22 protein-coding genes and 1 pseudogene are annotated in these 20,644 nt (G+C 57.6%); 20 read left to right on the top strand and 3 right to left on the bottom strand.

The window, feature by feature from the left end; translation table 11 throughout:
- Positions 1-87 precede the first annotated feature (87 nt).
- The 10 genes from fabD (at position 88) to N1078_RS15740 (ending at position 8,300) form a co-directional block, all read left to right on the top strand.
- Positions 88-1,026 (top strand): ACP S-malonyltransferase, encoded by a 939-nt coding sequence (gene fabD / locus N1078_RS15785; RefSeq protein WP_274089111.1) that lies wholly within the window; start codon positions 88-90, stop codon positions 1,024-1,026.
- Between the two features lie 15 nt (positions 1,027-1,041).
- A complete protein-coding gene (gene fabG, locus N1078_RS15780; RefSeq protein WP_274089110.1) occupies positions 1,042-1,785 on the top strand; it encodes a 3-oxoacyl-ACP reductase FabG in 744 nt (247 codons plus the stop codon).
- Positions 1,786-1,980: 195 nt separating this feature from the next.
- Positions 1,981-2,214, top strand: coding sequence for an acyl carrier protein (acpP, locus tag N1078_RS15775; RefSeq protein WP_058066290.1), 234 nt, complete (start codon positions 1,981-1,983; stop codon positions 2,212-2,214).
- Between the two features lie 107 nt (positions 2,215-2,321).
- Positions 2,322-3,566 (top strand): beta-ketoacyl-ACP synthase II, encoded by a 1,245-nt coding sequence (gene fabF, locus N1078_RS15770; RefSeq protein WP_274089109.1) that lies wholly within the window; start codon positions 2,322-2,324, stop codon positions 3,564-3,566.
- Positions 3,566-4,381 carry an aminodeoxychorismate lyase gene (pabC, locus tag N1078_RS15765; protein WP_274089108.1) on the top strand — a complete coding sequence of 272 codons (816 nt, stop codon included), beginning with the start codon at positions 3,566-3,568 and terminating at the stop codon, positions 4,379-4,381. Before fabF ends, pabC begins: the two co-directional genes overlap by 1 nt.
- A 3-nt stretch (positions 4,382-4,384) precedes the next feature.
- Positions 4,385-5,437: an endolytic transglycosylase MltG gene (gene mltG / locus N1078_RS15760; protein ID WP_274089107.1), complete on the top strand. Its 1,053-nt coding sequence runs from the start codon at positions 4,385-4,387 to the stop codon at positions 5,435-5,437.
- Between the two features lie 9 nt (positions 5,438-5,446).
- A complete protein-coding gene (gene tmk, locus N1078_RS15755; RefSeq protein WP_274089106.1) occupies positions 5,447-6,079 on the top strand; it encodes a dTMP kinase in 633 nt (210 codons plus the stop codon).
- Complete coding sequence (locus N1078_RS15750; protein ID WP_274089105.1) at positions 6,072-7,058, top strand: DNA polymerase III subunit delta'; 987 nt, start codon at positions 6,072-6,074, stop codon at positions 7,056-7,058. The genes tmk and N1078_RS15750 overlap by 8 nt, the downstream gene beginning before the upstream one ends.
- 36 nt (positions 7,059-7,094) lie before the next feature.
- On the top strand, positions 7,095-7,451 hold the full coding sequence (locus N1078_RS15745) for a PilZ domain-containing protein (protein WP_090238100.1): 357 nt from the start codon (positions 7,095-7,097) through the stop codon (positions 7,449-7,451).
- A gap of 66 nt (positions 7,452-7,517) precedes the next feature.
- On the top strand, positions 7,518-8,300 hold the full coding sequence (locus N1078_RS15740; protein WP_274089104.1) for a TatD family hydrolase: 783 nt from the start codon (positions 7,518-7,520) through the stop codon (positions 8,298-8,300).
- Positions 8,301-8,570: 270 nt separating this feature from the next.
- On the opposite strand, the gene N1078_RS15735 is transcribed toward N1078_RS15740, so the two are convergent.
- The gene (locus N1078_RS15735; RefSeq protein WP_274089103.1) at positions 8,571-9,704 is read right to left on the bottom strand and encodes an aminotransferase class V-fold PLP-dependent enzyme; all 1,134 of its coding nucleotides are present in this window, start codon (positions 9,702-9,704) and stop codon (positions 8,571-8,573) included.
- A 76-nt stretch (positions 9,705-9,780) separates the two neighbouring features.
- Between N1078_RS15735 and N1078_RS15730 the strand changes: the two genes are divergently transcribed.
- The 5 genes and pseudogenes from N1078_RS15730 (at position 9,781) to N1078_RS15710 (ending at position 13,640) form a co-directional block, all read left to right on the top strand.
- Entirely contained in the window at positions 9,781-10,419 is a 639-nt protein-coding gene (locus N1078_RS15730; RefSeq protein ID WP_274089102.1) for a TetR/AcrR family transcriptional regulator, read from the top strand.
- Positions 10,420-10,498: 79 nt separating this feature from the next.
- Complete coding sequence (locus tag N1078_RS15725; protein WP_274089101.1) at positions 10,499-11,467, top strand: GTP 3',8-cyclase MoaA; 969 nt, start codon at positions 10,499-10,501, stop codon at positions 11,465-11,467.
- 27 nt (positions 11,468-11,494) lie between these two features.
- Positions 11,495-12,383 (top strand): annotated as a pseudogene (locus tag N1078_RS15720) (radical SAM protein).
- A gap of 75 nt (positions 12,384-12,458) precedes the next feature.
- On the top strand, positions 12,459-13,061 hold the full coding sequence (locus N1078_RS15715; protein ID WP_274089100.1) for a DUF4823 domain-containing protein: 603 nt from the start codon (positions 12,459-12,461) through the stop codon (positions 13,059-13,061).
- A 9-nt stretch (positions 13,062-13,070) separates the two neighbouring features.
- Positions 13,071-13,640 carry a DUF1285 domain-containing protein gene (locus N1078_RS15710; protein ID WP_274089099.1) on the top strand — a complete coding sequence of 190 codons (570 nt, stop codon included), beginning with the start codon at positions 13,071-13,073 and terminating at the stop codon, positions 13,638-13,640.
- 59 nt (positions 13,641-13,699) lie between these two features.
- On the opposite strand, the gene N1078_RS15705 is transcribed toward N1078_RS15710, so the two are convergent.
- Complete coding sequence (locus N1078_RS15705) at positions 13,700-15,364, bottom strand: electron transfer flavoprotein-ubiquinone oxidoreductase (RefSeq protein WP_274089098.1); 1,665 nt, start codon at positions 15,362-15,364, stop codon at positions 13,700-13,702.
- Positions 15,365-15,683: 319 nt separating this feature from the next.
- Between N1078_RS15705 and N1078_RS15700 the strand changes: the two genes are divergently transcribed.
- The gene (locus N1078_RS15700) at positions 15,684-16,433 is read left to right on the top strand and encodes an electron transfer flavoprotein subunit beta/FixA family protein (RefSeq protein WP_274089097.1); all 750 of its coding nucleotides are present in this window, start codon (positions 15,684-15,686) and stop codon (positions 16,431-16,433) included.
- The gene (locus tag N1078_RS15695) at positions 16,434-17,363 is read left to right on the top strand and encodes an electron transfer flavoprotein subunit alpha/FixB family protein (protein ID WP_274089096.1); all 930 of its coding nucleotides are present in this window, start codon (positions 16,434-16,436) and stop codon (positions 17,361-17,363) included. It abuts the gene before it with no gap.
- 118 nt (positions 17,364-17,481) lie between these two features.
- Here the strand turns inward: N1078_RS15695 and N1078_RS15690 are convergent, their stop codons facing one another.
- Positions 17,482-18,411 carry an alpha/beta fold hydrolase gene (locus N1078_RS15690; RefSeq protein WP_274089095.1) on the bottom strand — a complete coding sequence of 310 codons (930 nt, stop codon included), beginning with the start codon at positions 18,409-18,411 and terminating at the stop codon, positions 17,482-17,484.
- Positions 18,412-18,522: 111 nt separating this feature from the next.
- Here N1078_RS15690 and N1078_RS15685 point away from each other — a divergent pair, with 111 nt between their 5' ends.
- From N1078_RS15685 to N1078_RS15675, 3 genes are read left to right on the top strand one after another with little or no spacing between them, the layout of a single operon-like run.
- On the top strand, positions 18,523-19,350 hold the full coding sequence (locus tag N1078_RS15685) for a substrate-binding periplasmic protein (RefSeq protein WP_274089094.1): 828 nt from the start codon (positions 18,523-18,525) through the stop codon (positions 19,348-19,350).
- Between the two features lie 8 nt (positions 19,351-19,358).
- Positions 19,359-19,715: a DUF4398 domain-containing protein gene (locus tag N1078_RS15680; RefSeq protein WP_274089093.1), complete on the top strand. Its 357-nt coding sequence runs from the start codon at positions 19,359-19,361 to the stop codon at positions 19,713-19,715.
- Positions 19,712-20,524, top strand: a complete 813-nt coding sequence (locus N1078_RS15675; protein WP_274089092.1) for an OmpA family protein — start codon at positions 19,712-19,714, stop codon at positions 20,522-20,524. Before N1078_RS15680 ends, N1078_RS15675 begins: the two co-directional genes overlap by 4 nt.
- Positions 20,525-20,644: the final 120 nt, after the last annotated feature.

Below are 20,644 nucleotides of genomic sequence, written 5' to 3'. Positions count from 1 at the left end.
CAGCCTGTCATCCAACTTTCAGTTTCCTGCGCTTGGCTAAGCTGAGCGTGCATTACCGACGATCATGAACATTAGGAACAGGTTTCCATGTCTGCATCTCTCGCATTCGTTTTTCCAGGTCAGGGTTCCCAGTCTTTGTCCATGCTCGCCGAGCATGGTACACAGCGGCCGCTGATTCTTGATACGTTCGCCGAGGCTTCCGAAGCCCTTGGCTATGACCTCTGGGCGCTTACTCAGCAGGGCCCTGAAGAGCAGCTCAATCAAACCGATAAAACCCAGCCGGCAATTCTGACCGCCTCTGTGGCGTTATGGCGTGCGTGGCTGGCTGAGAGCGCAGCGCGTCCGGCGTTCGTCGCCGGCCATAGCCTGGGTGAGTATTCAGCTCTGGTTGCCGCCGGTAGCCTGTCGTTGGGCGCTGCGGTCAAGTTGGTCGAGCATCGTGGGCAGCTGATGCAGCAGGCTGTTCCGGCCGGGCAGGGCGGGATGGCGGCGATTCTTGGTTTGGAAGATGCTGACGTGCTGGCTGCTTGCGCCGAAGCGGCGCAGGGTGAGGTGGTCAGTGCGGTAAATTTCAATGCGCCGGGTCAGGTGGTGATTGCGGGTGGTAAGGCTGCTGTTGAGCGGGCCATTGAGGCCTGTAAGGCCCGTGGTGCAAAGCGCGCCATGCCATTGCCGGTCAGCGTGCCATCGCACTGCGCGCTTATGCGTCCAGCGGCTGAGCGCTTTGCTGAGGCGGTGGCGGCGATTGACTGGCAGGCGCCGCAAATTGCTTTGGTGCAGAACGTCAGCGCGGCAGCGGTGACTGATCTGGACGGGCTCAAGCGTGATTTGCTGGCTCAGCTCTACAGCCCAGTGCGCTGGGTTGAGTCAATTGTTTGCCTGTCTGCGCAGGGCGTGACTGATTTGGTTGAGTGTGGGCCGGGCAAAGTGTTGTCTGGTTTGAACAAGCGCTGCGTTAAAGGCATCAATACCCACAACCTAGACACCCCAGACGCCTTCGCTGCGGCGCTTGCGGCTCTGGTCTGATTAAGGAGAAACGTTATGAGCCTGCAAGGTAAGGTTGCATTAGTCACCGGCGCGAGCCGTGGCATTGGTCAGGCGATTGCCCTGGAGTTGGGTCGTCAAGGCGCTGTGGTGATTGGCACTGCTACGTCGGCCTCGGGTGCTGAGCGTATCGCGGAAACCCTGAAAGCTAATGGCATTGAAGGTGCCGGTTTGGTACTGGATGTCAGTGACAGTGAGTCGGTTGCCAGTACCCTCGAACATATTCAGCAACACCTTGGTCAGCCGTTGATCTTGGTCAATAACGCCGGCATCACCCGCGATAACCTGATGCTGCGGATGAAAGACGACGAATGGTTTGATGTCATCAACACGAACTTGAGCAGCCTGTATCGGCTGACCAAGGCCGTGCTGCGCGGTATGACCAAGGCACGTTACGGGCGCATCATCAACATCGGTTCGGTGGTGGGTGCCATGGGTAATGGTGGTCAGGTTAACTACGCGGCTTCCAAGGCCGGCCTTGAAGGTTTTGGCCGTGCGCTGGCACGTGAAGTGGGCTCGCGGGCGATTACCGTGAATGCGGTGGCGCCTGGTTTTATCGACACCGATATGACCCGTGAATTGCCTGAAGCGCAGCGTGATGCGCTGCTTACTCAGATTCCGCTGGGCCGTTTGGGGCAGGCTGAAGAGATCGCAAAAGTGGTCGCTTTCCTCGCTTCTGATGGCGCAGCTTACGTCACAGGCGCTACTATCCCTGTGAACGGTGGAATGTACATGAGCTGAATGTGACGGATGGCTTCAGAAAACTGTCATAGATGCTGTCTAAAATCCGTTATAAAGCTGTAATAGATTTATAGGCAGATCGTTGAAGTGTTCGTGGGGCTCCCCGGCATTCAGCTTGAAATGCTAAAAACCCTTTCTATACACTTGGCTGCTGAACAGTGGCCTGGATTGTCCCATTAGGAGTGAGAACAACGTATGAGCACCATCGAAGAGCGCGTCAAGAAAATCGTTGCTGAGCAACTGGGCGTTAAAGAAGAGGAAGTAACCAATAGCGCTTCCTTCGTCGAAGACCTGGGTGCCGACTCTCTTGACACCGTTGAGTTGGTGATGGCTCTCGAGGAAGAATTCGAGACCGAGATCCCGGACGAGCAAGCCGAGAAGATCACCACCGTTCAGGAAGCGATCGACTACGTTACCGCTCACGCGTAAAACGTAATCGTCGGTTCCCGACTCGGAAAAGCCGCACGCCCTTGATCAGGCGTGCGGCTTTTCTTTAAGCGCATTCCAAGCGTTGAAAACTAGAAAAGGAGATTGCTGTGTCGCGTAGACGCGTCGTGGTTACCGGTATGGGCATGCTGTCGCCATTGGGTAACGATGTGCCGAGTAGCTGGCAGGGCATTTTGGCCGGGCGCAGTGGCATCGGTCTGCTTGAGCATATGGACCTTTCCGCTTACTCCACTCGTTTTGGTGGGGCGGTTAAGAATTTTAATGTTGAAGAGTATTTGTCCGCCAAAGAGGCGCGCAAACTCGATTTGTTTATCCAGTATGGCCTCGGTGCCAGTTTTCAGGCGATGCGCAACTCCGGTTTGGAAGTAACCGACGCCAACCGTGAGCGCATTGGTGTGGCCATGGGCTCCGGTATCGGCGGCCTGACCAATATCGAGAACAACTGTAAATCGTTGCATGAGCAAGGGCCGCGGCGCATCTCGCCGTTCTTCGTGCCCGGCTCGATTATCAATATGATTTCCGGCTTCCTGTCGATCCATTGGGGGCTGCAGGGGCCTAACTACGCTATTGCCACGGCCTGTACCACGGGCACTCACTGCATCGGCATGGCTGCACGCAATATTGTCTACGGCGAAGCCGACGTGATGGTTGCCGGCGGTGCCGAGATGGCTGCCTGTGGCCTGGGCATGGGCGGCTTTGGTGCTGCGCGTGCGTTGTCTACCCGTAATGATGATCCTGCCAAGGCCAGTCGTCCGTGGGACAAAGACCGTGATGGCTTTGTGTTGTCCGATGGTGCCGGCGCGTTGGTGCTCGAAGAGCTGGAGCACGCTAAGGCGCGTGGGGCGACCATTCACGCCGAGCTAATCGGCTTTGGTATGAGCGGCGATGCCTACCATATGACCTCGCCACCGGAAGACGGTGCAGGCGCTGCGCGTTGCATGGCCAATGCGCTACGCGATGCGGGCGTGAATCCTGAGCAGGTGCAATACATCAATGCCCATGGCACCTCGACTTCGGCGGGGGATAAGGCTGAAGTTGCAGCGGTGAAGTCGGTGTTTGGCGACCACGCCTACAAGCTGGCAGTCAGTTCGACCAAGTCCATGACCGGTCACCTGCTGGGTGCTGCCGGTGCGGTGGAGGCGATCTTCAGCATCCTCGCGCTGCGTGATCAGGTGGCGCCGCCGACTATCAACCTGGATAACCCGGACGAAGGGTGTGATCTGGACTTCGTCGCGCACCAGGCCAAGGCCATGGCCCTAGACGTCGTGCTGTCCAACTCCTTTGGTTTTGGTGGTACCAACGGCTCGCTGGTGTTCCGCCGGTTCGCCGGTTGATGCTGAGCTGGGTCGATGGCCAGCCGGCCGAGCTGCTGTCCGTCAAGGATCGCGGCTTGGCCTACGGCGATGGGCTGTTTGAGACCATCGCGGTAAATACCGGGCAGCCGACCTTGCTGGAGCGTCATCTGGCACGTTTAGCCGAAGGTTGTGCGCGGCTGAGAATGCCTGTCGAGTTGCCTGTTGTGCGGGCCCAGGTGCTGGCGTTCAGTCAGCAGCTGGGCGAGGGCGTGGTCAAGCTGATCCTCACACGTGGTGACGGGCAGCGCGGCTATGCAGTGCCGCAGCCTGCAAAGCCTCGGTTGATTTTGCAGGCGAGCGCTAAGCCCGCTTACCCGACTACTCATGCCGAGCACGGCGTGCGTCTTTTTCCCTGCGTTATGCGCCTAGCCGAGCAGCCTGTGTTGGCGGGCTTGAAGCATCTCAATCGGCTTGAGCAAGTGCTGGCGCGCAGTGAGTGGCACGACGCCGAGCATGCTGAGGGCTTGATGCTGGATACCAGCGGTCGGGTGATTGAGGGGGTATACAGCAACCTTCTGCTTGTCAGTGCAGGTGTGCTGATGACCGCCGATCTATCGCGCTGCGGTGTGGCCGGGGTGATGCGCGCGGAGCTGCTGGCCCAAGCTGATGCGCAGGGTATCGAGTGCCAGGTGCGTGATATCAGTTACGCCGAGTTGCTGGCTGCTGACGAAGTGATGCTGTGTAACAGCGTCTATGGCGTCTGGCCCGTGCGCGCTTTGCTTGCGCACGACTGGCCGGTCGGGCCGCTCACCCGTAAACTGCAGGCCATTGCCCGCGATCTACTGGACTGCTGATTTGTGATACGCAAAATTTTGCTGCTGCTGGAAGGTGGTGTGCTGCTGGTTGGCTTGCTGGTTGCGTTTGCTGCCTGGCAACAACACGCAGCGTTGCACCAGTCCCTGAATCTTACTGATGAATACCTGGTTGATGTGCCCGTTGGCGCCACGCCAGGTGGTGTGCTTAATCGTCTTGAGGCGGATGGCGTCCTCGATCAGGCCTTTTGGTTGCGTCTGTACTGGCGCTTTAACTTGCGCGATCAACCGCTGCACAGTGGTGAATACCGCCTGGTGCCGGGTAGCACTGCTAGCGATATGCTCGACCTTTGGCGTCGCGGTGAGGTGTTGCAGTACAGCTTGACGCTGGTCGAAGGCTGGGATTTCCGTCAGGTGCGTGCCGCGCTGGAGCGCGAGAAGCGTCTTGAGCTGACCCTGAGTGGGCTCAGTGATGCCGACTTGATGAACAAGCTTGGTCTGCCAGGCCAGAATCCAGAAGGCCGTTTCTTTCCGGATACTTACAGTTTTGTCCGCGGCATGAGTGACCTTGAGTTGCTCAAGCAGGCGCATGCGCGGCTGGAAAAAGTATTGGCCGAAGAGTGGGCGCAGCGCGCCAAGGATTTGCCTTACAAAGAGCCCTACGAAGCGCTGATCATGGCTTCGATGATCGAGAAGGAAACCGGCGTGCCGCAAGAGCGTGGCGAAATTGCCGGGGTGTTCGTGCGGCGTTTGCGTATCGGTATGCGCCTGCAGACTGACCCGACCGTCATCTACGGTATGGGTGAGCGTTACAATGGCCGCATTACCCGTAACGATCTGCGTCAGCCCACGCCCTACAACACCTACACCATCGACGGCATGCCGCCGACGCCCATCGCACTAGTCGGGCGTGAGGCGATTCATGCCGCGTTGAACCCGGTGGCGGGCAAAAGTCTGTATTTTGTTGCGCGAGGCGATGGCAGCCACGTGTTCTCCAATAGCCTTGAGCAACACAACCGCGCAGTGCGCGAGTATCAGCTCAAGCGCCGTGCGGATTACCGATCAAGCCCAGCGCCTGCCACACCCAATAATCAGTAAGGACAACCTGTGAGCGGTTTGTTTATCACCTTGGAAGGCCCAGAGGGTGCCGGTAAAAGCACCAATCGTGACTACCTGGCCGAGCGCTTGCGTGAGCAGAGTGTTGATGTGTTGTTGACCCGTGAGCCGGGTGGCACGCCCTTGGCCGAGCGCGTGCGTGAGTTGTTGCTGGCGCCCAGTGATGAGCCGATGGCCGCTGATACCGAGTTGCTATTGGTGTTTGCCGCGCGTGCCCAGCACCTGGCGCAGGTCATTCGTCCAGCCTTGGCGCGTGGCTGTGTTGTGCTGTGTGATCGCTTTACCGACGCGACGTATGCCTACCAGGGCGGTGGACGTGGCTTATCTGAAGCGCGCATCGCGTTGCTGGAAGAGTTTGTGCAAGGTTCGTTACGCCCGGATTTGACCCTGATATTCGATTTGCCGATTGAGGTGGGCCTGGCCCGCGCGGCAGCACGTGGCAGATTGGATCGTTTTGAACAGGAAGGTCGGCAGTTTTTTGATGCGGTGCGCCATACCTACCTAAGGCGTGCGGCCGAGCAACCGCAGCGTTATCGCGTTCTCGATGCTGGGCAATCCTTGAGTGACGTTCAGCGGGTGTTGGATAAGCTCGTGCCGCAGTTGTTGGAGCTGCAGCGTGGCTGATGCCTATCCTTGGCAAGACTCGCTCTGGCAGCAGTTAGCTGGGCGCAGTCAGCATGCCCATGCTTACTTGCTGCATGGGCCAGCCGGTATTGGTAAGCGCGCACTGGCAGAGCGCTTGATGGCGAGCCTGCTGTGCCAGCAACCCAACGGGCTGAATGCCTGTGGTCAGTGTAAGTCCTGTTACCTGTTAGCGGCCGGTACCCACCCGGATAATTATATTCTCGAGCCGGAAGAAGCCGACAAGGCGATCAAGGTTGATCAGGTGCGTGAGCTGGTCAGCTTTGTGGTGCAGACCGCACAGTTGGCTGGGCGCAAGGTGGTGCTGGTTGAGCCGGCCGAGTCGATGAACATTAATGCCGCCAACGCATTGCTGAAAAGTCTGGAAGAGCCCTCCGGTAACACCGTGCTGCTGCTGATCAGTCACCAGCCCAGTCGTCTTCTGCCTACGGTGAAAAGCCGCTGCGTGCAGCAGGCATGCCCATTGCCGAGTGAGGCGATGAGTTTGGCATGGTTGCAGCAGGCATTGCCGGACTGCAGTGCCGAAGAGCATCACGAGTTGTTGTTCCTTGCTGCGGGTTCACCTCTGGTGGCGGCCAAGATGCATGAGCAGGGCGTCATCGCTCAGCGTGCTCAGGTGGTGGATGGCGTAAAGAAACTACTCAAGCAGCAGATTTCACCCAGCCAGCTGGCCGAAAGCTGGAATACGGTATCCCTGCAGTTGTTGTTCGATTGGTTCTGTCAGTGGTCGCAGTTGATGTTGCGTTACCAGTTGACGCGCGATGAAGGCGGGCTGGGGCAGGCCGATATGCGCAAAGTGGTGCAATACTTGGCGCAGAAAGCCCCGCAACCGAAAGTGCTGAATATGCAGGATTGGGTGCTGGCGCAGCGTCAAAAAGTTATCGGTAAGGCTAACCTTAACCGTGTCTTGCTTCTCGAAGCCTTGCTGGTGCAGTGGGCAAGCTTGCCCGGGCCGGGCTAGAATCGGCCATTAAGTGAATAAAATCAGGAATGCCGCATGAGTCTGCCTCCTAACTTGGGCCCGCGTAACGGAATTTTGTCGCTGACAATCAAAGACAAATCCGTGCTTTATGCCGCTTATATGCCCTTTATCAAGAACGGCGGCCTGTTTATTCCAACTAATAAAAGCTACAAGCTCGGCGATGAAGTATTCATGCTGCTCAACCTGATGGATGAGCCGGAGAAAATTCCGGTGGCCGGCAAAGTGGTTTGGATCACGCCCAAAGGCGCCCAGGGCAATCGCGCCGCCGGTGTGGGCGTGCAGTTCAATGATGGTGACAACACGGCGCGTAATAAAATCGAAACTTACCTGGCTGGTGCGCTCACCTCAGATCGTCCGACCCACACCATGTAAGTGTTCTCTCCTCCGTACCTTCCTGTGCCGTATTTAGCGGCACCGGTGCTCAAGTGATTGCTCCCCATGCTAGTTGATTCCCACTGCCACCTTGATCGTCTCGATTTGGCCGCCTATGACGGTTCACTGGATGCGGCGCTGGATGCTGCGCGTGCGCGCGGTGTTGGTCATTTTCTCTGCATCGGCGTCAGTGCTGATAATGCGGCGGCAGTCAAAGGCCTGGCCGAGCGTTATGCCGATGTCGATTGCTCGGTCGGTGTACACCCGCTCGACCTTGAGCCAGGCGCCGCGCCAGCGCTGGACTGGTTGCTCGGCGAGTTGAACCATCCGCAGGTGGTAGCCATTGGCGAAACGGGACTGGATTATCACTACGAGCCAGAATCCGCTGCGCTGCAGCAAACATCTTTCCGCCTGCACCTCGATGCGGCGCGAATTACCGGCAAGCCGGTAATTGTGCATACCCGCGAGGCGCGTGCCGATACCCTGGCGCTGCTGCGCGAAGCGGCGCTGCCGCAAGCCGGCGTGCTGCACTGCTTTACCGAAGATTGGGAAATGGCCAAGGCGGCGCTGGATATCGGTTTCTATATCTCGCTGTCCGGCATTGTCACCTTCCGCAATGCGGACGCGCTGCGTGAAGTGGCGCGTCAGGTGCCGGCTGATCGCTTGCTGGTGGAAACTGACTCGCCTTACCTGGCGCCCATCCCGCACCGCGGCAAACCGAATCTGCCTGAGTATGTGCGGGATGTGGCCGAGTACCTGGCGGTACTGCGTGGCTTCAGCTTTGAGCAGTTGGCCGAACAAACCACGGCAAACTTCAAACGCCTGTTTCCTTTAGCTCGAGTGAATTGAGCCCAGGGCAAAAAAGCCCGCAGCAATTCTTAGCGTCGCGTAGCAACCATGAATGACGGTAATAAAAAAAACCCGGACTCTGGGGGGAAGCCGGGTTAAGACCATTAGGAGTAAATCAAGGTACGCGGTCCACGGTACCTTGCCTGGTGGAGCGCTTGGGGGGTACGCCGCACACCAGTAACCATCAGTATTGATGAAGATTGCCGATCGTCCAGGCCGTTCGCCGCCATTCTTAAACGTATTTGGAATACAGGTTGCGCTGTTGAGCGCTTAACCAGTAGCCAGCTGCTGTAACAGTTGCAGCGTTTCCTCGATTACTTGCGGTTTGGTGTAGAAGTGCGGCGACAAGCGGATCCCAGCACCGCGTTGCGCGCAGATCACCTGTTGCTGTTTTAAGCGCTCGAACAAGACTGGCTGCTGCCAACCATCAAGACTGAAGTTCACAATGCCGGCGCGCTGCTGGCGGGCCAATGGGCTGTGAAATCGTATGCCTGAGAGCTTTTGCAGGTCGTCGATCAACCATTGTATGCGCTCCTGCAGAGCTTGCTCGACCTGGGTCATGCCGACGTCTTCCAGCAGTGACAGGCTGGCCTCCAGTGCCATGGCCCCGAGCATGTTGGGGCTGCCGCATTCAAAGCGACGGGCGCTGCGTGCTGGCTCCCAGTCATGGCGTTGGTAGTCACCGGCATGCTCCAGCATATGCCAGCCGTATTCATGCAGTTTCAGTTGCGTACGCAGATCGCTGCGGCAATAGAACACCCCGAGCCCTTCCGGGCCAAGCAGCCACTTGTGACCATCGGCCATGGCGAACGCGCATTGACTGGCCTGTACGTCGAAGGGCAGGGCGCCGAGTTGTTGGATGGCATCGACACACAGCAGCACGCCACGTATTTGGCAGCCGTGACCCAGGCGTGGCAGGTCTAGGCGCAGGCCGCTGGCATATTGCACGGCGCTGATTGCCATCAGGCGGGTGCGCGGGCCACAGGCGGCCAGCAAGGCTGCTTCCGGATCCCCGGCATGCAGGTTGACCTGCACCACCTCGACGCCTTGTGGGGCGAGGGCTTCCCAGACAATCCGGTTGGAGGGGAATTCTTCATCGCTGATCACCACCTGATCGCCTGGCCGCCAATCCAGGCCGAAAGCGACAAAGGACAATGCCTCGGAGGTGTTCTTGAGCAAGGCGATATCAGCGCAGGTCGGTGCGTTGAGCAGGCGCTGCAAGCGTTCACGCAAACGCCGCTCAACTTGTAGCCAGGCCGCATAGTCGCGGGCGCCGGTTCTGGCGTTCTCGACGGCGAAACGGCTGACTGCATCGACGGTCCGTTGTGGCCAGGGTGAGACGGCTGCGTGGTTCAAATAGCGCAGGCCGGGAAGTTGCGGAAACTCGTCATGAACTACGTACATGGTCGGATGATCCGTGCAATTTGCCGTTAGTTAGGCATAATACGTGCCTTCGATTTTTTGACCCCTTAGTCCTTTTATGCATAAAGAACCCCGCAAGGTCCGTGAGTTTCGCCGCCGCGAACAGGAAATTCTCGACACAGCACTGAAGCTTTTCCTTGAGCAGGGCGAAGACAGCGTGACTGTGGAGATGATTGCCGACACGGTTGGTATCGGTAAAGGCACCATCTATAAGCACTTTAAGTCCAAGGCCGAGATTTACCTGCGCCTGATGCTCGATTACGAGCGAGACTTGAATGAGTTGCTGCATTCGGCTGATGTCGACCGTGATAAAGAAGCCCTCTCGCGTGCTTATTTTGAATTCCGCATGCGTGATCCTCAGCGCTACCGTTTGTTTGACCGCCTGGAAGAGAAGGTGGTCAAGGGCAATCAGGTGCCAGAGATGGTCGAGCAGCTGCACAAAATTCGCGCCTCCAACTTCGAGCGCCTGACCCAGTTGATTAAAGGTCGCATCGCCGAAGGCAAGCTGGAAGACGTGCCGCCGTACTTCCATTATTGCGCCGCCTGGGCGCTGGTGCATGGCGCTGTGGCGCTGTATCACTCGCCGTTCTGGAGCAATGTGCTGGAAGATCAGGAAGGCTTCTTCCAGTTCCTCATGGATATTGGCGTGCGCATGGGCAACAAGCGCAAGCGCGAGGGTGACACGTCGGCTAGCTGAGGTATTCAGCGCGTCGATAAACGCTCAGCTGCGCGGGCGGCGCCCCTATACTCGACGCCTTACTTTGCTGGAGTCGAGCATGATCGTTGACCGCCAGGGCAGACGCTTTCGCAATTTGCGTGTCAGCCTGACCGCCGCCTGCAACTATGCCTGTACCTACTGCGTACCCGACGGCAAGCGTTTGGTGGCCGCGCAGGACGAGTTGTCTGCTGATGCGATGCTGCGTGGCGTGGCCTATTTGATCGAGGCGGCCGGTATTGAGCGTGTGCGCATTACCGGTGGCGAGCCGCTGGTCAGCCCCAAACTAGAGGCCTTTTTACGTGGTGTTAGCCAATTGGGTTTGGCCGATATCAGCCTGACCAGCAACGCTCAGTTGCTGACCCGTAAATTGCCGTTGCTGCTTGAGTCCGGTATCCGCCGTTTGAATATTTCCCTCGACACTTTGGATGCGGCGGCATTTCGTAGCATCGCCCGTGGTGGTGACCTGGCCACTGTGCTCGACGGTTTGCAGCAGGCCAGAGCTGCAGGGCTGCAGCTCAAGGTCAACATGGTGCCGCTGCGCGGGCAGAACCTCGACCAAGTGCTACCGATGCTCGAATACTGCTTGGCCAATGGCTTTGAGCTGCGCTTTATCGAGTTGATGCGGATGGGGCATCTGGCGCGCGACCCCAACGCGTTTCAACGTCAGTTTGTCGGCATGCCTGAGTTGCTGGCGATGATTGGTCAGCGTTATGCCTACAGTCAGGCCGTCGCGCCCTTAGATGCCACGGCGCTGCGCTATGAAATCCAGGAGCAGGGTTTTTTTGGCGTAATTGCCAATGAAAGCGTGCCGTTCTGTCGCACCTGCTCGCGGCTGCGCTTGTCATCGAGTGGCTGGCTGCACGGTTGCCTGTCGTCGAGCAACCGCCACTATGTAGGTGATTTGCTCGACAAACCACGCCATCAAGCGTTGCCCGCGCTGCAAGGCATGTTGGTCAAGGCGTTGGCAGACAAGCAAGATGTGGCGTTCACCGGCGGTGCAACCGTGATGAAGATCATTGGCGGCTAAAGCGGCCGCCACCATTGAGTGAAGCCCATGCAAGATTTCCCTATCAGCTACATCGAACCGGTCTTCCGGCCGCCCAGCGAAGCCCATTCGTTGATCTTGCCGGTGACCAATGGCTGCTCTTGGAATCAGTGTACTTTTTGAAATGTACACTCAGGAGCAGAAGAAATTTCGCGCCCGTGACGAGGCGCAGGTGCTTGAAGAAATTCGCCTGACCGGCGAGCGGATGATCGTCCAGCGGGTATTCCTGGCGGACGGTGATGCGCTGGTCATGCCTACGCGGCGCTTGCTGACCATCCTGACGGGTATTCGTGAGCACATGCCCGAGGTTTCGCGGGTGTCCAGTTACTGCCTGCCGCGCAACTTGCGCAAGAAATCGGTGGAAGAGCTCAAGGAGCTAGCTGATGCCGGGCTGGGTATGGCGTATGTCGGCTGCGAGTCGGGGGATGACGAAGTGCTGGCGCGAGTGAACAAAGGCGAGACCTATGCGTCCAGCCTAAGTGCATTGGATAAGCTCGGCCAGGCGGGTATCACCCGCTCGGTGATGATCCTCAACGGTTTGGGCGGCACGGTGTTGAGTGATCAGCATGCTGATAATTCGGCGCGCTTGATGAACGAGGCTCAGCCAGAGTTTCTCTCGACCCTGGTGGTGAGCTTCCCTCAGGGGGAGGCGCGCTTCCGAGCAAACTTTGCTGACTTCCAAGCGCTGAATCAGCAGCAGCTGTTTGTCGAGGTTGAGCGTTTGCTGCAGGGGCTTGAGCTGCGCGATACGGTCTTTCGCAGTGACCATGCCTCTAACTATCTGGTGCTCAAGGGCACGCTCGGTGCAGATAAGCAGCGCTTGCTGGCGCAAGTGCGAGAAGCCATAGAAAAGCCGCAGCAGGCCCATCTGCGTCAGGAGTGGCAGCGCGGTCTTTAAGCGGCAGGGCTGGCGTGAAACCTGCATCTAGGCCCTATCTGCCGGTTTTCTGTCGCCGGCTGCAGGAGAAGTGTGATGCGTAGCCTGTTCTTAATTGTGGGTGTGTTGCTGCTGGGCGGTTGCATGAAGGTCAGTGATCTGGCCGATGGCGCGATTTATCAGCTGCGCGATGTCGGTGTGCTCGACCACAGTCAGACTCGCCGTGCCAGCCCCTGGCGCTTGCAAGCGGACTCGTTCATTTACATTGCTCAGGGCCACTTTGTGCCGCCGGGCGGTGCTTATCCGCGGCCCAATGTGGTGGCTGAGGAGGCCTATAAAGGCTTCGTTGAATATTTCCCGATGGTGCGTCGCGCCAAGTCGCCGCGTGGGCTTGAAGAGGCGATGGCCGAGGCGCGCGAGGCTGGGGCTCATTATCTGCTGTACAGCCGCTTTGCTTTTGCCGATGACCGCATCGGCACCGTGGAGGAGTGGGAGGATCAGGAAGCACTGGATCGTTTGGGCACCGATCGCGGGGTGATTCAGCTGATGTTGATCGAAACCAATACCCGCTATTTGGTCGATACGACCCGCATTCGTAGTCGCGGAGGGTTCTTGACGCTTTATGATGCCAAACCAGAAGACTTGATCGGGCCGGCGCTGCAGGACTATGCGCGGCGCTTGTTGGGTTTGGGCTATTGAGGAGGGCTGATGACTGACACAGACAAAGCTGGCAATTTGCTGGCGCAAATACCTAAAGGTGAGGGCAAAGTGCCACCGCCAGTGCATCTGTGGAACCCGGATTTCTGCGGCGATATCGATATGCGCATCGCCCGTGATGGCACCTGGTATTACATGGGCACACCGATTGGCCGTAAGCCGATGGTGAAGCTGTTCTCCACCATTATTCGCCGCGACGGCGATAAGTATGTGCTGGTAACGCCGGTAGAAATGGTCGGCATTCAGGTTGATGACGCGCCTTTTGTGGCAGTCAGCCTGCAGGTTGAAGGTGCGGGTGAGGCGCAGGTGCTGCGCTTTATCACCAATGTCGAAGATGAGGTGGTGGCAGGTCGCGAGCACCCGTTGCGGGTCGAGTTGGACGCGCTGACTGAAGAGCCTGCGCCGTACCTGCTTGTGCGAACCAATCTGGAGGCGCTGGTGCACCGCAATGTGTTCTACCAACTGGTCGAGCTGGCGGTTGTGCGGGAAATTGACGGTAAAGCGTGGCTGGGTGTGTGGAGCAGTGGTGAATTTTTCCCGATTGGTCCGCAGCCAGACTGACTGTTCGTGTGCTTTTAAACCCACATAAAAAAGGCTCCCGAGGGAGCCTTTTTAGTGCCTTACATGTTGGGGTAATTAGGCCCGCCTGTGCCTTCAGGGGCCACCCAGTTGATGTTCTGGGCGGGGTCCTTGATGTCACAGGTTTTGCAGTGCACGCAGTTCTGCGCGTTGATCTGGAACTTCTTCTCGCCGTCTTCCTGCGTGACGATTTCATAAACGCCAGCAGGGCAGTAGCGCTGCGCCGGCTCGTCATACATCGGCAGGTTTTTGCTCAGCGGAATGCTCGGGTCAGTGAGCTTCAGGTGGCAGGGTTGTTCCTCTTCATGGTTGGTGTTGGAGAGGAATACCGAGCTGAGCTTGTCGAAGCTGAGCTTGCCGTCGGGTTTCGGGTAGCTGATTTTCTCGCAGTCAGCCGCCAGTTTCAGGCAAGCGTAATCCGGCTTGGTGTCGTGCAGGGTGAAGGGCATCTTGCCGCCGAAGATGTTCTGGTCAATCCAGTTGAAACCACCGCCGAGCAGCGGGCCGAATTTATGGATGGCCGGACCGAAGTTGCGGCTACTGAACAGTTCGTCATACAGCCAGCTGGCCTTGAAGCCGTCAACATAACCGGTCAGCTGATCGCCACCTTCGCTGCCGGCAAATAGCGCATCCGCTACTGCGTCGGCTGCGAGCATGCCGGACTTCATGGCGGTGTGGCTGCCCTTGATCTTGGCGAAGTTGAGGGTGCCGAGGTCGCAACCGATCAGCGCGCCACCATTGAAGACCATTTTCGGCAGGGAGTTGAGGCCGCCTTTAGCGATTGCGCGAGCGCCATAAGCGACACGCTTGCCGCCTTCCAGATACTGGGCAACCACTGGGTGGTGCTTGTAGCGCTGGAACTCATCGAATGGCGACAGGTGCGGATTGCTGTACGACAGGTCAACGATCAGGCCAACGACTACCTGATTGTTTTCCAGGTGATAGAGGAATGAGCCACCAGTGTTTTCGGTACCAGTGATATCCAGCGGCCAGCCGGCGGTGTGCACCACCAGGCCTTGCTCGTGCTTGGCTGGATCGATATCCCAGATTTCCTTGATGCCAATACCGTAGTGCTGAGCATCGGCTTCGGAGTCGAGGTTGAATTGCTTGATCAGCTGCTTGCCAATGTGGCCGCGGCAGCCTTCGGCGAACAGAGTGTACTTGGCACGCAGTTCCATGCCCGGGGTGTAGTAACCCTCTTTCGGGTTGCCTTCGCGGTCAACACCGAGGTCGCCGGTTAGAATCCCGTAGACCGAGCCGTTCTCGTTGATCAGCGCTTCTTGGGCAGCAAACCCTGGGTAGATCTCTACACCGAGGTTCTCTGCCTGCTGCGCCAGCCAGCGGCACAGGTTGCCGAGAGAAATAATGTAGTTGCCATGGTTGTGCATGGTCTTGGGAACGAACAGATCAGGCACGCGAGTGGATTTATCTGCACCGGTCAGTACGTAGATGTCATCACGCTTGACTGGCGTGTTGAGCGGCGCACCAAGCTCTTTCCAGTCAGGGAACAGCTCGTTCAGGGCGCGGGGCTCAAATACGGCACCGGAAAGAATGTGCGCGCCGACTTCGGAGCCTTTTTCGACCACGCAGACGCTGATTTCTTTACCGGCTTCGGCTGCTTTCTGCTTCAGTCGGCAGGCGGCGGACAAACCAGCAGGGCCGGCGCCGACGATGACGACGTCGAATTCCATAAACTCGCGTTCCACAGGCTATCTCCTTCTCAAGGCACTCTAATTTTATTTGGTGATCGAGCTCGTTCCGTGAGCGATGCCGGCGCATTATATCCGCAGCCTCCCGATGCTCCAATACAAACGTTTGTTTGAATTTTCTGTAGGGTTGTTAGAATCTTACTACATCGCTTGCGATTGGCTGCCTCGTTGTATTGACCCGCCTAGGTCGTGCGTTCAAGATACGAGCGGTTTTTGTCTGCCGTTACTGGTCGACTCCCGGTTCCGGCCGGTTTGCAGTTCCCGCCATGTTCGCTTCTGGCGACATTCTTATTCACCGGAGAGTAACGAGGAATCCATGAAGGTTCTTGTAGCTGTCAAACGAGTGGTCGACTACAACGTCAAAGTTCGCGTCAAAGCGGACAACAGCGGCGTTGATCTTGCCAACGTCAAGATGTCGATGAACCCTTTCTGCGAAATCGCCGTGGAAGAAGCTGTACGCCTGAAAGAGAAGGGCGTAGCGAGCGAAATCGTTGTTGTAACCATCGGCCCGACCACTGCTCAAGAGCAGCTGCGTACCGCGCTGGCGCTAGGTGCTGACCGTGCCATTCTGGTTGAATCGGCGGATGAGCTGAACTCCCTGGCCGTCGCCAAACTGTTGAAAGCAGTTGTCGATAAAGAGCAGCCGCAGCTGGTCATCATGGGCAAGCAGGCCATCGACAGCGACAACAACCAGACCGGCCAAATGCTCGGTGCTCTCACTGGTTTCGCTCAAGGCACCTTCGCTTCCAAAGTGGAAGTGGCGGGCGACAAGGTCAACGTAACCCGTGAAATCGACGGCGGTCTGCAGACTGTTGCGTTGAGCCTGCCGGCCATCGTGACCACCGACCTGCGCCTCAATGAGCCGCGTTACGCGTCGCTGCCGAACATCATGAAAGCTAAGAAGAAGCCGCTGGAAACTGTAACCCCGGCTGATCTGGGCGTTTCCACCGCTTCCACCGTCAAGACCATCAAAGTCGAAGCGCCTGCTACCCGCAGCGCCGGCATCAAGGTCAAGTCTGTGGCTGAACTGGTCGAGAAATTGAAGAACGAGGCGAAGGTAATCTAAATGACTATCCTGGTTATCGCTGAACACACCAATGCCGCCCTGGCGCCTGCCACGCTGAACACTGTTGCAGCTGCAGCGAAGATCGGTGGTGACATCCACGTGCTGGTTGCCGGTGCCGCTTGCGGCGCAGCTACCGAAGCCGCCGCCAAAATTGCTGGCGTGGCTAAGGTGCTGGTTGCTGACGACGCTGCTTTCGCTCACCAGCTGCCGGAAAACGTTGCGCCGTTGGTTGCCGAGCTGGGTAAGGGCTACAGCCACATCCTGGCTGCTGCCACCAGCAACGGTAAAAACATCCTGCCGCGCGTTGCCGCTGCCCTGGACGTTGATCAGATCTCGGAAATCATCGCGGTTGAAAGCGCTGATACCTTCAAGCGTCCGATCTACGCCGGTAATGCTATTGCCACTGTGCAATCGTCCGCTGCCGTTAAAGTCATCACCGTTCGCGCTACCGGTTTCGACCCGGTTGCGGCTGAAGGCGGTAGTGCTGCTGTTGAAGCCGTTAGCGGTGCAGCGGATGCAGGCAAATCGACGTTTGTCGGTGAAGAGCTGGCCAAGTCCGATCGTCCGGAACTGACCGCTGCCAAGATCGTCGTTTCCGGCGGCCGTGGCATGCAAAACGGCGACAACTTCAAGCACCTCTATGCCCTGGCTGACAAGCTGGGCGCTGCTGTAGGTGCCTCGCGCGCCGCTGTTGACGCCGGTTTCGTACCCAACGACATGCAGGTCGGTCAGACCGGCAAGATCGTTGCACCACAGCTGTACATCGCCGTTGGTATTTCCGGCGCGATCCAGCATCTGGCCGGCATGAAAGACTCCAAAGTGATCGTTGCGATCAACAAGGACGAAGAAGCGCCGATCTTCCAGGTGGCTGATTACGGCCTGGTAGCTGATCTGTTCGACGCAGTACCTGAGCTGGAGCAGCTGGTTTAAACCAGCTTTTCCCAGTTAACAAAAAACCCGCTCAGTGAGCGGGTTTTTTGTTTCCGATGATCGCTGGTTCGGCCTGGTTCTTGTGGTCAGCCTGTCAGGCCTTATTGATCCGCTTGCTCTACTTATCAAGCTCCTTGAGAAAGGCGCGAAGGTGCTGAGCGGTCAACTCCGGTTGTTCAATCATAGGCGCGTGGCCGGTATTGGGCATGATCACCACGTGAGGTTTATGCAGGAGTGTCTGCATGACTTCGACGCTGGATACATCTAATACTCGGTCTTCGGCTCCCCAGATGATCAGCGTGGGCGCCTGAATCTTGCTCAGTTCAGGTTCTAGCGGGATGTAGCGCTCAACCAAGTGGGCAAATATCTGCTCGTAATGCGCACTGTTGTGGGCGGCCTGCTCAGCGAAATAGCCTTTTATCGGTTCAGGCAGGTAGGGCGGCTTGACGAAGATGAACGCCAGCAAGCGTTGAAAGTCCTCGGGGCTCTTGACTACTAATGGGTTGGTTTCACCGCGACTTAGGCGCAGGCGTAGTTCACTGGGTTGCGGTGAGGTGATACCTGCGTTGTCGAGTAATGTCAGCGAGCGTATTCGCGTTGGATAGCGTGCGGCATACAGCGCGCTGATGTGGCCGCCCATGGAGTTACCCATGAGGTGCAACTGGTCCAGCCCCAGTGCGTCGTTGATGTCAGCCAGGCGTTCAGTCTGCGTGCCTATATCGTAGCTGCCAGCGGGCTTGCTGCTCGCACCAAAGCCCGGCAAGTCGAGGGCAATGACGCGATAGTCCTGTGTGAGGTGTCGGGCGAAGCGCAGCCAGTTGTCTTTGTTGGCGGCAAAACCATGCACCAGCAGGATGGTTTGTGCGTCGCTTGGGCCGCCTTCGTAGTAATGGATGTTAAGATCGTGCACGCTGATTTGCTTGAGGTTTAGCCCTGCGCGTTGTCTCTCTATAAATTGCATGCTGGCTAGCAAGGTGGCCGGCGACAGATAGAGCAGAGTGGCGCCGCCCATGAGCACGAGAACCAGGCCTGCGATTAGTTTTTTCATGGCAGCTCTTTATCGCGAATTAATATGAATGCGTATTAAGCTAGCATGAAGAAGGCACCCTCTAGTTTGCATCTGCCCCCTACCTATCCAGGTAAAGTCGAGAAGTCGCTAATGTTTGAGCGTGGTTTATATAAATCGATTTTTCTGCTGATCGGCATGCTGCTTGTGCCGATCACTGCCCTTGCCGCCGGTAAATGTGAGCGGTTGGTGGCCACCGGTAATCCAGAGTACCCGCCTTATTTGTGGCGCGACCCACAGAATCCACAGAAGCTCATTGGTGCAAATGTTGACCTGCTGCAACACCTGGCCAAGGAGCTGGGCGTCACGGTAGATGTCATTTACACCGGGCCTTGGTCGCGGGCGCAGGATGAGGTAAGAAAGGGCCGTGTCGACTTGCTTGCGGGGGCTTTTCTCACGCTGCCACGTTTGGAGGTGATGGACTATATCCATCCGGCCTTCTACATAACGCCGAGCGTAGTGTGGGTACACCGTGGCGCTGAATTTCCTTATGCCGGCTGGGAAGACTTGCGTGATCGCACGGGTGGTACGTTGGTCAACAACAGTTTTGGCCAGCAGTTTGATGCCTACAGCAAGAGCAACCTCAGCGTTGAAGGTGTGTCCAGTTTGCCCCAGGCATTTCAGAAGCTTTTGCTGGGACGCACCGATTATGTTTTGTATGAGCGTTACCCCGGCCAGGCGCTGGCCGATAGCTTAGGCATTCAAGATGAACTGCTGGTGCTTGATCCACCAATTTCCAGTGAGGGTTTGCACCTGACCTTGTCGCATAATTCGTCCTGTAATGACCCTTGGCTACGCGGCATGCTGGCGAAGAAAATGACCGAAGCCGTTGCCAGCGATTTGCCTGAAGCCCTGTTGCAGCAAAACCTGCAACGTTGGGCCGATCAACAGCCCGCCCCCGCTGGCGAGGCCATAGAGTAGGAAATTCTGTGATCAATCGATTTATCTGTGCGGGCTTGCTACCGCTCATGCTCAGTGCCTGTGTGTCTGACCCGGCCCCTCATGAGCAGTTACGTTTAACTGAACAAGCGCTCAGCCAAGCCACAGCACTGGGCCTGTCGACAGAGCAGTCGCCAGCGCTGCAGCTGGCCCAAGACAAGTTCGCGTTGGCGCAAGCGGCCATGCAAGAGGAAGACTACAAGCAGGCGCGGGTGTATGCGGAACAGGCCGAGTTGGACGCCCGCTTGGCTGAAGCGCAATACCTGAGTGCAAAGAGCCAGCAACAGCTGGGCGCATTGAACAATGCCATTAACCGCCTGCGTACACAGTTGGGAGGCATGCAATGACGCGCTTTCAAACGGTTCTAAGTGCTGCCGTGAGCGCACTGTTGTTGAGCGGTTGCGCCTCATCAATGCGCTCCAGCGACCAGTCGTTGGAGGCTGCGCAGGCGGCTTATCAGCAGGTCAAGGAAGATGCGGATGTACTGCGCAGTGCGCCGAAGGATCTGATCCGCGCCGGTGAGTCGCTGGCCAAAGCCGAGCGTTTGTCGAGCTATTGGGGCAGCGCTGATGATGTGGTGCACTATGCCTATCTGAGCCAGCAGTACAGTGCGATTGCTGGGCAGAAGAGCAACCTCAACCTGAATCAGGAGCGCGCTGCCAAGCTAGAGCTTGATCGACAGCGTCTGCAGTTGGCACTGCGCGAAGCCAAGCTGCTGAGCATTCAGGATCAGAACAGCTGGCTTGAGGAGCAGATGATCAGCCTGGCCACCACCCAGAGCGAGCGCGGCTTGGTGATGACCTTGGGTGATGTGCTGTTCGATGCCGGGCAGAGTGAGTTGAACGTTTCAGCTAACCGCACGGTGTTAAAACTGGTGCAGTTTCTGCAGTTAAACCCACGCCGTGTCGTACGCATCGAGGGCTATACCGATAGCCGTGGGGATGCTCAGGAGAATCTCGAACTCTCCCGTACGCGGGCGCAAGCCGTAGCTGATGCGCTGATCGATCTGGGCGTGGATGCCAAGCGCATCGAGGTGCAGGGGCATGGTGAGAGCTTCCCGGTGACCGAGAATGCATCGGCTAAAGGCCGTGCACAGAATCGGCGGGTCGAGATCGTCTTCTCTGACGAACAAGGGCAACTCGGTTCATCACGTTGAGCCTGACGCAGTCAAAAAAGCCCCGTTTATCGGGGCTTTTTTATGGTGCGCCAGGCATGGCGCGTAGCGCCGTGACTGGCGCTGTCGGGTTCACTGTGGTGGTGAGCCTGGCGACTTGGA

The sequence above is a fragment of the Pseudomonas sp. MIL19 genome, assembly GCF_028680365.1.
GTDB classification, from domain to species: domain Bacteria; phylum Pseudomonadota; class Gammaproteobacteria; order Pseudomonadales; family Pseudomonadaceae; genus Aquipseudomonas; species Aquipseudomonas spirodelae.
This window is presented reverse-complemented; position numbering and strand designations above follow the sequence as displayed.

Excerpts from the sequence above, each read along its gene's own strand:
- N1078_RS15675 (WP_274089092.1), top strand. The coding sequence starts at position 19,712 with ATGACGCGCTTTCAAACGGTTCTAAGTGCTGCCGTGAGCGCACTGTTG.
- fabD (WP_274089111.1), top strand. The coding sequence starts at position 88 with ATGTCTGCATCTCTCGCATTCGTTTTTCCAGGTCAGGGTTCCCAGTCT.
- acpP (WP_058066290.1), top strand. The coding sequence starts at position 1,981 with ATGAGCACCATCGAAGAGCGCGTCAAGAAAATCGTTGCTGAGCAACTG.
- fabG (WP_274089110.1), top strand. The coding sequence starts at position 1,042 with ATGAGCCTGCAAGGTAAGGTTGCATTAGTCACCGGCGCGAGCCGTGGC.
- pabC (WP_274089108.1), top strand. The coding sequence starts at position 3,566 with ATGCTGAGCTGGGTCGATGGCCAGCCGGCCGAGCTGCTGTCCGTCAAG.
- N1078_RS15740 (WP_274089104.1), top strand. The coding sequence starts at position 7,518 with ATGCTAGTTGATTCCCACTGCCACCTTGATCGTCTCGATTTGGCCGCC.
- N1078_RS15700 (WP_274089097.1), top strand. The coding sequence starts at position 15,684 with ATGAAGGTTCTTGTAGCTGTCAAACGAGTGGTCGACTACAACGTCAAA.
- N1078_RS15725 (WP_274089101.1), top strand. The coding sequence starts at position 10,499 with ATGATCGTTGACCGCCAGGGCAGACGCTTTCGCAATTTGCGTGTCAGC.
- N1078_RS15745 (WP_090238100.1), top strand. The coding sequence starts at position 7,095 with ATGAGTCTGCCTCCTAACTTGGGCCCGCGTAACGGAATTTTGTCGCTG.
- N1078_RS15735 (WP_274089103.1), bottom strand. The coding sequence starts at position 9,704 with ATGTACGTAGTTCATGACGAGTTTCCGCAACTTCCCGGCCTGCGCTAT.
- N1078_RS15695 (WP_274089096.1), top strand. The coding sequence starts at position 16,434 with ATGACTATCCTGGTTATCGCTGAACACACCAATGCCGCCCTGGCGCCT.
- N1078_RS15730 (WP_274089102.1), top strand. The coding sequence starts at position 9,781 with ATGCATAAAGAACCCCGCAAGGTCCGTGAGTTTCGCCGCCGCGAACAG.
- N1078_RS15715 (WP_274089100.1), top strand. The coding sequence starts at position 12,459 with ATGCGTAGCCTGTTCTTAATTGTGGGTGTGTTGCTGCTGGGCGGTTGC.
- N1078_RS15685 (WP_274089094.1), top strand. The coding sequence starts at position 18,523 with ATGTTTGAGCGTGGTTTATATAAATCGATTTTTCTGCTGATCGGCATG.
- N1078_RS15690 (WP_274089095.1), bottom strand. The coding sequence starts at position 18,411 with ATGAAAAAACTAATCGCAGGCCTGGTTCTCGTGCTCATGGGCGGCGCC.
- N1078_RS15710 (WP_274089099.1), top strand. The coding sequence starts at position 13,071 with ATGACTGACACAGACAAAGCTGGCAATTTGCTGGCGCAAATACCTAAA.